This window comes from Proteus cibi (assembly GCF_003144405.1).
GTDB classification, from domain to species: Bacteria; Pseudomonadota; Gammaproteobacteria; order Enterobacterales; family Enterobacteriaceae; genus Proteus; species Proteus cibi.
In genome coordinates this window covers 82,790-94,477 of record NZ_PENW01000011.1, presented here as the reverse complement: position 1 = coordinate 94,477, position 11,688 = coordinate 82,790, and the positions used below count along the sequence as shown (strand labels likewise).

The 11,688-nt window shown below is 39.1% G+C and carries 10 protein-coding genes; 3 read left to right on the top strand and 7 right to left on the bottom strand.

The features are described from left to right. Positions 1 to 13: 13 nt before the first annotated feature. The 4 genes from fdhE to fdnG all read right to left on the bottom strand — a co-directional run bounded on the left by fdhE (position 14) and on the right by fdnG (position 5,790). Positions 14 to 934, bottom strand: a complete 921-nt coding sequence (gene fdhE / locus DK865_RS07155; RefSeq protein ID WP_023583346.1) for a formate dehydrogenase accessory protein FdhE — start codon at positions 932 to 934, stop codon at positions 14 to 16. A 205-nt stretch (positions 935 to 1,139) separates the two neighbouring features. Then, on the bottom strand, positions 1,140 to 1,796 hold the full coding sequence (gene fdoI, locus DK865_RS07150; protein WP_023583347.1) for a formate dehydrogenase cytochrome b556 subunit: 657 nt from the start codon (positions 1,794 to 1,796) through the stop codon (positions 1,140 to 1,142). After that, the gene (gene fdxH, locus DK865_RS07145; protein ID WP_023583348.1) at positions 1,793 to 2,731 is read right to left on the bottom strand and encodes a formate dehydrogenase subunit beta; all 939 of its coding nucleotides are present in this window, start codon (positions 2,729 to 2,731) and stop codon (positions 1,793 to 1,795) included. The genes fdoI and fdxH overlap by 4 nt, the downstream gene beginning before the upstream one ends. Positions 2,732 to 2,742: 11 nt before the next feature. Continuing rightward, the gene (gene fdnG, locus DK865_RS07140; protein ID WP_081705916.1) at positions 2,743 to 5,790 is read right to left on the bottom strand and encodes a formate dehydrogenase-N subunit alpha; all 3,048 of its coding nucleotides are present in this window, start codon (positions 5,788 to 5,790) and stop codon (positions 2,743 to 2,745) included. 178 nt (positions 5,791 to 5,968) lie between these two features. Between fdnG and fdhD the strand changes: the two genes are divergently transcribed. After that, positions 5,969 to 6,799, top strand: a complete 831-nt coding sequence (gene fdhD, locus DK865_RS07130) for a formate dehydrogenase accessory sulfurtransferase FdhD (protein WP_023583351.1) — start codon at positions 5,969 to 5,971, stop codon at positions 6,797 to 6,799. Here the strand turns inward: fdhD and DK865_RS07125 are convergent. From DK865_RS07125 to umoA, 3 genes are all read right to left on the bottom strand, one after another. After that, a complete protein-coding gene (locus DK865_RS07125; RefSeq protein WP_109391548.1) occupies positions 6,796 to 7,560 on the bottom strand; it encodes a GNAT family N-acetyltransferase in 765 nt (254 codons plus the stop codon). The two genes, fdhD and DK865_RS07125, sit on opposite strands and share 4 nt — an antisense overlap. A gap of 35 nt (positions 7,561 to 7,595) precedes the next feature. Next, complete coding sequence (locus tag DK865_RS07120) at positions 7,596 to 8,459, bottom strand: ATP-grasp fold amidoligase family protein (RefSeq protein ID WP_109391547.1); 864 nt, start codon at positions 8,457 to 8,459, stop codon at positions 7,596 to 7,598. A gap of 250 nt (positions 8,460 to 8,709) precedes the next feature. Next, a complete protein-coding gene (umoA, locus tag DK865_RS07115) occupies positions 8,710 to 9,246 on the bottom strand; it encodes a UmoA family flagellar biogenesis regulator (RefSeq protein WP_109391546.1) in 537 nt (178 codons plus the stop codon). Positions 9,247 to 9,446: 200 nt separating this feature from the next. Between umoA and DK865_RS07110 the strand changes: the two genes are divergently transcribed. Together DK865_RS07110 and DK865_RS07105 are read left to right on the top strand one after the other, a co-directional pair. Further along, on the top strand, positions 9,447 to 10,424 hold the full coding sequence (locus tag DK865_RS07110) for a nitrilase family protein (protein ID WP_109391545.1): 978 nt from the start codon (positions 9,447 to 9,449) through the stop codon (positions 10,422 to 10,424). Positions 10,425 to 10,598: 174 nt separating this feature from the next. Then, the gene (locus DK865_RS07105; RefSeq protein ID WP_023583356.1) at positions 10,599 to 11,486 is read left to right on the top strand and encodes a LysR family transcriptional regulator; all 888 of its coding nucleotides are present in this window, start codon (positions 10,599 to 10,601) and stop codon (positions 11,484 to 11,486) included. Positions 11,487 to 11,688 lie beyond the last annotated feature (202 nt).

Below are 11,688 nucleotides of genomic sequence, written 5' to 3'. Positions count from 1 at the left end.
TAATACCTAATTGTTATTCATTTGGGAACAGGAATGGATTAATGCTACTACGAGCAAAGCCTTCTTCTTCCATTTTTGCATCAAGAACAATAGACGCTAAATCGTCAGCAACAGCATCCACATTGGCATCTTTTTCTTGATATAAAATTTTCAGATAGCTTCCACAATCACCACAGCTTTCTGCTTTTACTGGGGCATTTTCGCTGTCTAAAGACCAGTAATTTAATTTACCGGTTAATTCACAGTTGGTGCATTTAATGCGTACAACATGCCACTGTGTTTCACATAAATTACAGTGTAAATAGCGTAAACCTTGTGTTGTGCCGATTTGTACCATGCTTGCCACAGGCATACTGTTACAAACTGGGCAGAATTGACGATTTTCACCGTATTCTGTTTTAGCTTTACCTGGAATATTCGCCGCTAATTGTGCCCAGTAAAGAGACAATGCTGCCCAAATAAAGACAGATTTATCTGCTGAAACTTTTGAATATTCATCATTGAGTAGTGCCGTTGCCATCTCTTCTAATTCAGTTTCAGACGCTTTAGCGAGATTTTCTAAAGTAATAGTGGCGCTTTCAGGCACAACTGGGCGTAATTCAGCAATAATTGAGGCTAATAAAGCATGCCAATGTTTACTGCGTTTGAATGTTTTTCTATCTAAAGGTGCTACACCGGCTTGCTGTGTCAGAAGTGGGGCAAGATCAAGGCTGAGTGGATTGTCATGCAGTGCTTTTTCTTGAGCCTTGACAATTTCTGCTGCAAATTCAAGGTAGTCTGCGAAAGGATTATCTTTTGCTAGTGTTTGAAAACGTTCTGCACGACGTTGATAAAGGTTTTTCAAATTAGGGAATAATACGGGTGGAATAAAACTAATCCCTTTTTCTGATTGTTCTTTACCTAGTTGCTCTTTAGGAACGATGCGAATACTCATAACGTTCTATCTTCCTATTATCATAAGTTTTATAGTGACTACCCACAGGGTTTGGCTTCAGAATAAATCAAAAGCAAACATGAAGCCATGACAGTGGGTAATAATAGTGTGTTATTGTTCTTTTGCGCCTTAAAAGCGGGCGTAAATTGAATAAAAAACGGAGGCTAATCAAGCCTCCGTTTGTTCAGAAATACACTTTAGACCATTATTTCTGTGACTGCTTTTCGGCTTCTTTTTTCTCTTCTTCGAGAATTTCACGATACCAACGAGGATGGTGCTTTTTAGCCCAACCACGAGTTACCCAGCCTTCAATCATGCTACGAATTGAACCTTTTACCCAGAATGCCGCATAAGCGTGAACAAATACGGTGATTATCAGTAAGATTGCTGATAATGAGTGAACTAATAAGGCAATTCTAATAACTGGGATCGAGAAATACTCAGCGAAATAAGGACGCCAAATAATAATGCCACTGACAGTAAGTAAGATAAGGCTGATACTTAACATCCAGTAAATGCCTTTCTGACCTAAATTGTAGTGACCGATATCGCCAGCTTCTTCATTTTGTAGCACTTTATGAATGTTTTTAGCCCAGACTAAGTCATCTTTATCGATAAAGTTATACTTCAAGTATCTGAAGAACATAAAGATAAAGAGAATTGCCATAGCACTACCCACAAATGGGTGTAACAGACGCGACAATTCTGGTGTTCCTAAAATATTCATGAACCAGTTCAGAGATGGGAAGAAGAAACCCAATCCGCTGATTGCTGTGAACAGAAAGACAATCACAACAACCCAGTGGTTTATACGCTCTGATGCGGTATGGCGAAGAATTTTATCACCTTTCTTCTTCATCATTTCTGCTCCTCCTTATTCACAGAGGTCTGTGTTTTAGAAGATGCTTCCATCTCTTTGAGTGCTTCTTCTTCATCTTCTTCAGTTGTACGGTTTGGACCGACACCTAAATAGTGGAAAATAGCGCCCGCGAAGGTTGCGGCAAAACCAACAGCAGCCAATGGTTTCCAGATACCTTTCCAGAATTTAACGGTAGAGCTAATTTCTGGATTTTCTGGTAAACCGTGGTACAGATTTGGTTTGTCAGCATGATGGAGAACATACATTACGTGTGTACCACCCACACCTTGTGGATCGTAAAGACCCGCGTTGTCATAGCCACGAGTTTGCAGTTCAGCAACACGCTCACCAGCAAGATTGATCATCGCTTCTTTTGAACCAAAATGAATCGCACCTGTTGGGCAAGTTTTCACACATGCAGGCTCTTGACCGACTTCTACACGATCAACACATAACGTACATTTGTAAGCACGGTTATCTTCTTCATTAATGCGAGGCACATTAAAAGGACAACCTGCAATACAATAACCACAACCAATACAGTGTTCTGATTGGAAATCAACAATACCATTAGCGTATTGAATGATGGCGCCTTCTGCTGGACAGGCTTTTAAACAGCCAGGATCAGCACAGTGCATACAACCATCTTTACGAATTAACCATTCCAGTTTGCCGTTCTCTTCAACTTCAGAGAAACGCATCACTGTCCATGATTTTGCTGTTAGGTCAGTTGGGTTATCGTAAACACCGACGTTAGTGCCAATTTTATCGCGAATATCGTTCCATTCAGAACAAGCAACCTGACAGGCTTTACAGCCGATACAGGTTGTTACGTCGATAAGTTTTGCCACTTCTTCCTTGTAATCCCGCACCTGAGGCGCGGGAGTGAGGGAATTGGTAGCAGAGCGACGAATAATGTCTTGGGATTGCAGTGACATAATTTATCTCCTTACACCTTTTCCACATTAACAAGGAACGCTTTAAACTCAGGCGTTTGTGTATTCGCATCACCAACGAATGGCGTTAACGTATTCGCAATAAAGCCTTTCACTGCAACACCTTCAAAGCCCCAGTGAATAGGAATACCAATGGTATCCACTTTGCGCCCATCAACATCAAGGGTTTTAATACGTTTAGTGACCACCGCTTTCGCTTTGATATAACCACGTTTTGAGCTGACTTTAACGGTATCGCCTTGAACAATGCCTTTTTCTGCGGCTAAACGCTCACCAATTTCAATAAATTGTTGTGGCTGAATAATCGCATTTAAGCGCGCGTGTTTAGTCCAGAAGTGGAAATGTTCTGTCAGACGATAAGTTGTACCGACATATGGGAAATCTTCTGCTTTACCCATATCTTTCCAGTCATCTTTAAAGATACGCGCGGCTGGGTTTGAAACCACATTTGGATGCAGTGGGTTAGTCCCCAATGGTGTTTCAATTGGTTCATAGTGTTCAGGGAATGGACCTTCCGCCATCTTATCGATAGCAAACAGACGTCCCATACCTTCCGGCTGCATAATAAATGGACCGACATCAGAACCCGGTGCAGCGTTGCTATAGTCAGGTACATCAATACCCGTCCATTTGCTGCCATCCCATTCGATTAATTTACGTTTAGGATCCCATGGTTGACCTTGTGGGTCTGCCGATGCGCGGTTATAAATAATGCGACGGTTAAGAGGCCATGCCCATGCCCAACCTAATGTATTACCTAATCCTGATGGATCGGAGTTATCACGGTTAGCCATTTGGTTGCCTTTCTCTGTCCAGCTACCTGCGAAGATCCAACAGCCACTCGCCGTTGTACCATCATCACGTAATTGAGCAAACGAGCTAAGCAGTTGACCTTTTTTCAGAATGATATTGCCATCAGCGTCTTTTAAGTCGACTAATGCTCTACCATTACTTTCTTGTGCAACTTCTGCGGATGTTGGATTATCAGGATCAAAATAATCCCAAGTCATATTCAACACCTGCTCTGGCATCGCACCGCCTTCTTCTTTGTAGAGTTGGCGTAAACGATGGAAAATACCAGATAAAATTTCAGCATCAGGGATAGCAATACCTGGGGCATCACCCCCTTTCCAGTGCCACTGTAACCAGCGACCAGAGTTAACGATAGAACCGTCTTCTTCTGCGAAACAGGTTGTTGGCAGACGGAAAACTTCTGTCTGGATATCGGCTGTTTTAACGTCGTTCTCTTCACCGTGGTTCTGCCAGAAACATGAAGTTTCAGTGTTTAGCGGATCCATTGTGATAAGGAATTTCAGTTTTGATAATGAACGAATAACTTTGTTCTTATTCGGGAATGAGGCAACTGGGTTAAAGCCTTGGCAGATATAGCCGTTGACTTCACCTTTATCCATCATGTCGAAGTATTGTAGAACGTCGTAAGGTTTGTCCCACTTAGGTAACAGTGAGAAGCCCCAATCATTATCACGTTGAGCATTATCACCATAGAATGTCTTCATCATACTGACGAAGAATTTAGGATAATTGCCCCAGTAGTTAACTTGTCCCGGTACTGTCGCTTTTGGCGTATTCGCGGCTAAGTAGGTTTCTAATGAAGTCTGCTTTTCAGAAGGCAGCGTCATATAGCCTGGTAAGCTTTGAGAGAGTAGACCGAGGTCAGTTAAGCCTTGAATATTGGAGTGACCACGTAGTGCGTTAACACCACCACCAGCCATACCCATATTACCTAACAGTAATTGGATCATTGCCATGGTACGAATGTTTTGAGCACCAACGGTATGTTGAGTCCAGCCTAATGCATACAGGAAAGAGGCGGTTTTATCTTTCGCTGCTGTTTCAGCAATATATTCACAGACTTTTAAGAAATCATCTTTTGGTGTACCACAAATCTGAGTAACCACATCAGGCGTGTAACGGCTAACGTGTTGTTTTAACAGATTCCAGACACAACGAGGATGCTGTAATGTGGTGTCGCGTTTTGCGAAACCATTTTCATCCATCTCGTAGTTCCAAGTGGTTTTATCGTATTTACGTTTTTCTGCATCATATCCGCTGAATAAACCATCATCAAAATGATAGTCTTCACGGACAATCAAACTCGCATTGGTATAAGCCTCAACGTATTCTTTTTGATATTTCTTATTTTCGAGCAGATATAAGATAACGCCCGATAAGAACGTAATATCAGTACCAGAACGGATAGGCGTATAGAAATCCGCAACAGCCGCAGTACGGGTGAAGCGAGGATCAATAACAATGAGCTTGGCGTTATTATGGATTTTAGCTTCCATCGCCCAGCGGAATCCCACAGGATGTGCTTCTGCCGCATTACCGCCCATAACGACGATAAGGTTGGCATTTTTCATATCAACCCAGTGGTTGGTCATCGCACCGCGACCAAATGTTGGAGCAAGACTTGCTACCGTTGGTCCGTGTCAGACACGCGCTTGGTTATCGACAGCCAGCATCCCAAGAGCTCTTGAGAATTTCTGAGTTAAAAACCCAGTTTCATTGCTTGCTGCAGAGGCGCAAAGCATACCTGTTGTTAACCAACGGTTGACTTCTACACCTTCTTTATTGAATTTCTGGAAGTTGGCATCGCGGTCTTTTTTGATTAAGCGCGCAATACGATCAAACGTTTCTTCCCATGAGAGTTTTACCCATTTATCCGAGCCGGGTGCACGGTATTCTGGGTGTTTTAAGCGACCTTCACTGTGGATGAAATCCACAAGACCAGCACCTTTAGGGCATAATGCACCGCGGTTTACTGGATGGTCTGAGTCACCTTCAATATGGAATATTGTTTCTTTTGCGTTTTTCGCGCCATCGCCCAGACTATACATTAATAGTCCACAACCGACAGAACAGTACGTACAGGTATTGCGGGTTTCGCGGGCTCTCAGTAATTTATACTGACGTGAGCCAGCTAGCGCAACTGCTGGTGCAAAACCGAGCGCCGCCGCTGTAGTACCTGCCATACCGCCAGCACAGATCTTAAAGAACTGTCTTCTGCTGACCTGCATGGGGTCTCTCCTCATCATACATTGCTTTTACTGACTCTGATTTTCTTCACGAAAATGGAGCTGATTGTTTTTTTATTCCTATTATCCTTAATAGGATCAGGTTCATTGCCTGATAGGTAGTGTAAAATCGTTTTACCCGTATTGTTATTATGTATTAATAAATTTAGGAATTCATCTTATGGATGAAACAAAATCGACAAAATTGTTAACTAAACGTGTAATCATTGGCGTAGATCAAACAATTGTGCAACACAAAGGATCCCTTAACAGACAAGAAGACGATTATATTGCACTCGAAGTTCCTGTTGCATTAGTGTACAACGGAATTTCTCATGTTGTTATGATGGCAAGCCCTAAAAATTTAGAGTTGTTTGCTGTCGGATTTTCTTTATCCGAAGGCATTATAGAGTCTTCTAATGAAATACGCAGTATCGAAATTGTGGAAAGTTGTAACGGAGGCATTGAAGTTCAAGTTGAATTATCAAGCCGTCGTTTTATGGGATTAAAAGAACGCCGCCGTAATATGACGGGGCGTACTGGCTGTGGTATTTGTGGAACTGAACAACTCGAAGAGATTTTTCGACCTATAACACCGTTACCTTTTACACAAACTTTTTCACTTTCAAATCTTGATAAAGCGTTAGAGCAGATGACCACGGTTCAAGAAATCGGTGAGCTAACAGGGTGTACACATGCTGCTGTTTGGTTGTCGCCAGAAGGTGAAATGCAAGGGGGATGTGAAGACGTTGGTCGTCATGTTGCGCTTGATAAGCTTTTAGGTATGAAAGCACAAGAAAAGTGGAATGAAGGTGCCGTATTAGTCTCTAGTCGTGCCAGTTATGAAATGGTACAAAAAGCCGCGATGTGTGGTGCAGAAATATTATTTGCTGTTTCTGCGGCAACCTCTTTAGCGGTTGACGTCGCTAATAAATATAATGTGACGCTGGTGGGTTTTTGTCGTCGCGGAAGAGCAACGGTGTTTACTCATCCACAACGACTGACAGACTAATTAATATCGTGGAACATCCAAAGGTTGGGTTCAAGATAAGTTCCAGATTGGTGTTGAATATCAATACTCACCGGTGCAAGCCCCATAGGAATGGCATAATCACCACTCATTGGAAATCGTAATGAAGTCCATTGCTCCCATGTTTCTTTCGGGGCTTCGATTTTCATAGATTGTGGGGCTATTTTGATCATCGTTGCACCTAAACGCCAATGTGTACGTATCCAAGGATCGAAAGGTTCATTGTTATCATTTTTCCACTGACAATACTCTTCAAAAGAGTGCAGAGGATAAAGGTGTTTTAATGTTGGTCGAACAGGAACGACAACACCAAGATAACCTTGATCTTTAGCGTAAGTTTTTAGGGCGTTAATTAAACGTTGAGGAATACCTTGACCACGATAGCGACTATCAACGGTGACTGACAAGGCAGAAATAAGTTGGCATGGGAGCTGTTTTTCATCTGCTTGCATACCTAATTCAAATACACAATCCCAGCCATTATCAGGTAGTGCGTCAAAACTGTTATGTTGCCAAGGTAAAGCAACAGCGTTTATTACACCAACGACTTCTTCTTGATCATTTTCTTTTAATACGGCGAGAAATTGATAATGAGAAAAAGGCGATGTGTATAAGCGATCCCAATAGTTTTCATTAACAGAGGTTCCCATCATAAAATCGGGCCAATGATCAGCGATCATCTTTTCTGCTTTTTCGAGTAAATCAGTACGAGACTGAAAACTAGCAATGACGATATTCTTCATAGTTAATTAACTTATTAGTAAACGTAGCAAGCGGATTATGACCACAATGCTCCTAATTTGTAATCCCACTCTTTAGGTTTGATGGGAATACGCCCTGCGTTTGGGGTAAAGGTCATTTCGCTAAAGATGAGTCTATTTTCAGACATTAAAAAATCAACTCGGCAATAATTAAAGCCATTTGCCATTTTAGCGGCTAATTGCAACATATTTTCAAATTGAGTGGGTTTTTCAACGCATTCAGGTGTGTTGGGATCTTCTAAGGTGATAGGTTGTAACTGCCAATTTGTATCATATACATTGATATACTCATTCCCTTTGGTATCAGAAATATCAATTTCAGCATAATGAGGCTGACCATTAAAACAGTGAAGACGACAAGTTGTTGGTATCATTGGATTTTTTGTATCAAATAAATCAATATATTCTTCACAGAGGATTTGAGCTTTGATATTTTTATAATGCCATTCACGAGTGACGGGATAGAGATTACGTTTTAAATGAAATTGAAGTTTTTTCTTTGCTTTTTCAAAATCAAAAGTCGCTTTATCAAGGCATATAATGGTACTACCACTATCGTGATTACATTTAAGTACAAAGCGTGCAGGAAGTTGAGTGATATCGATTTCATCAGGATGAGAATAGGTATTAATGATCGGAACTAGATAGTGTGGACCAATCTTTTCTATCACATAGTCTCTTACTTTGATTTTATCTGCTAAGCGCGTATAAATTGGATTTCTATCGAATAGCATACGCGCATTGATTTTTTCATTAAGTGATGTGGGTATTTTAAAGTTTGGTTGATAACCTAAGTTACGAATAAACTTATTTTTTAAATATACATGATCAGGTAATGCGATAGTTCTAAACTGTTTGAAATAATATTCTATGATTTTCATAAGCTAATGATTATTTGAAATAGATAAGTAAAATAAAAACGCATTTTTCTTTGAATTAAACTTCTATGGAGAGAAATAATTAAATAGAAATTAAGAGAATAATGTCCGTTATTGATATTCTTATATTTTTTATTTATATAAACCTAGAAAGTATTAATGGGAGTTAATATTCATAGTACCTATTTTAATAAAAGAAAAAATGACGACATTAAGAGAGAATTAACAAAATAGAATATTGATTAAGAGTATATTAATTTGATAACCATTTAGTTATATGAATTGGTTTATCCCAATTATTAAAACGTAATCCTTTGCCTGTTCTATTTCCATGAGCATCTAATATCTCGTAGTACTCTTCAACAATTTGGCTACGACCACGTTGCCATTCATTGGCGGTTGCAAAAGGATCAATTAAATAGATATCACCCACAACAGTATATAACTCACCTAAATAGCGAATTTTTTTCGTACTACTATTTGAATAGTGAGAAAACATAATTTGGTAGGTTTTATAATGTTCAGGCTGACCATAAGGGCCATACTTCATTGCAATATAACGAATACCTTGAGGATCAGAATGGCTTTCACCACCCGGAACAGGCATATCTGGTGTGATATTAAACAGAGTATATCGAGAGGTTGCGGTCGGTTGCCTTAATGCTTGTCGATAACTTTGTGTCTCTAATCCTGGGGGTGTCCATGTTCTATCCACTAAGCCATCTCCTGCCAAACAGGAAACCGATAATCCTAATAATGAAAGAATTATAAATAGGGACTTAGCAAACATAAATACTCCTTTATTGCCATTATGATGCCAAAAAATAAGGTATTTATTCCGTGAAACAGAGGTATAGAACCCTGTTATTTCTTGCTGTTATTTTATTTCATTCCAAAAAGTTATCGAAAGTAGAGAATAAGTGATTATCTTTTAAACAATAAATACGTTTTTATATTGAAAAAGAAATAAGGTCTAACAGGTAAAAACGTATGAACACCTCTAAAATATTACGCGTTGCTACAGTGCAGTTTCAGCATAAAGCAAACGACAAAGCCTATAATTTAGCAAAAATTCATCAGTTTATAGATAATGCAATCAGTGAAAAAGTAAATGTATTAGTGTTTCCTGAAATGTGCATTACAGGATATTGGCACGTTCCTAAATTACCAGAACATGCAATCTATGCATTAAGTGAACGCGTCTCTAACTGTGGTGACAGTGGATCTTTAGCGTTAATAAAACAAAAAGCGATAGCGCATCAAATGGCGATAGGTGTCGGGCTGATTGAGCGAGCTGCAGACGATACTCTCTATAATACATGGGTTGTTTGTATGCCTGATGGCTCTTTGCATAAGCATCGTAAATTACACGCCTTCGAACACCCGATCATCAAAAGTGGTGAGCAATACACTGTATTTGCAACGCCTTGGGGCGTTAAAATGGGAGTATTAATTTGCTGGGATAATAACTTGGTAGAAAATGCGCGCGCTAATGCATTATTAGGTGCGGATATTTTACTTGCTCCTCATCAAACGGGGGGAACAAATTCACGTAGCCCACAGAGTATGAAGCCTATTCCCATGACGCTTTGGGAAAATCGACATCAAGATCCACAATCATTACAAGAGGCATTTCAAGGTGAGCATGGAAAAGGTTGGTTAATGCGTTGGTTACCTGCAAGAGCTCATGATAACGGCATGTTTGTCTTATTTAGCAATGGGGTAGGTCGTGATGAAGAAGAGATCCGTACAGGGAATGCAATGATCATTGACCCTTATGGGCGTGTAGTAAAAGAGAGTAAAGCGATTAATGATGATATGGTGATTGCGGATCTTGACCTTTCATTATTAGAAAACTCAACAGGAAGACGCTGGTTAACGGGGCGCAGACCAGAACTTTATTCGATATTAACGACAAAGTTAGGGAATGAACAAAATCCTATATTGGTTCGATTTGGTAAAGAGTAATTCAATAAAAAAACAGCTTTTATTTTATGGGCTGTTTTTGTATTAACTAAAGAATAATCTCAATTTAATCTATTTTCTTTGCTTATCAATATATTGATATTGGTTATTAATTTTATTTATTTATTCTATGTTAGAATTATAAAAGGAAAAATAAGATAGGATTAATGATTAATCATGGATACCCGTTTATTGAATGCTTTTGTTGTTTTAGCTGAAACAGAACATTATGGTGAAGCGTCATCAAGGCTTTGTATTAGCCAACCAGCACTCACTAAACAGATAAAAACACTGGAATTTCAGTTAGGCATCACTCTTTTTCAGCGCGGGCGTCATGGTGCAAAATTAACGCCTGAAGGACAGTATTTACTGAGTCAATCTCAATCAGTTTTAAGAGAAGCTCGTGTTCTAGAAAAACAAGCACGTCAATTAAGTGAACCCCAAAAAATAACACTTTATGCGGGGTTTGGTTTGTCCTCATTACATTTTATTACACCATTATTGGCAAAGTTTAATCGGGCTCATCCTGATATTACCGTTCATATCGATGATATGCCCTCTAACACTATGGAAGATAAATTACTTCTAGGTGAGCTTGATCTCGCGTTTTCACGTTTACCGGTTACAGAGCCACTAAAAGGTATTTCATTAGTCAAAGAGCGGCTGATGTTAGCCATCCCCACACAAACTATTATGGTGTTAGAAGCGGATGATGATCCATTACACTACTTTAATACACTTGGGTTGATTCAGTTGGTGCCTGAAAAAGGGAAAAAATTGCATCAACAAATCTATGATTTTTTAAAACATCATCAAATCAAACCTCGTGTATTACAGCAATCGCAAGATATTCAAACGCAGTTAGCGCTAGTTGCTGCTGGATTAGGAATGGCATTAGTGCCTAAAAATGCAGAACTTATTTGTGACAAGCAAAAAGTCACTCTATTGCCACTGTCTGGTTTGTATACACAATGGGAAATAGGTGTTATTTGGAATAATAATATTCAGAATAAAGATCGTGATATTTTTATAAAAATAATTTCTGAGGAAATAAATAAAATATAATAAATAAAAAGCTTTTTTAATTTTAGCCATGATTACATTAAAGATATATAACTTATAATAAGTTGAAACATCTAATATATATCAATTAGTTTTAAAAGAAATAAAGATAAATAATTGCGAGTTTGCTCACAAAAATAAACATAAAATATTTATTGGATTTTTATGTGTTTAAATAAAAAATTAAGTTAAATCATTTAATTAA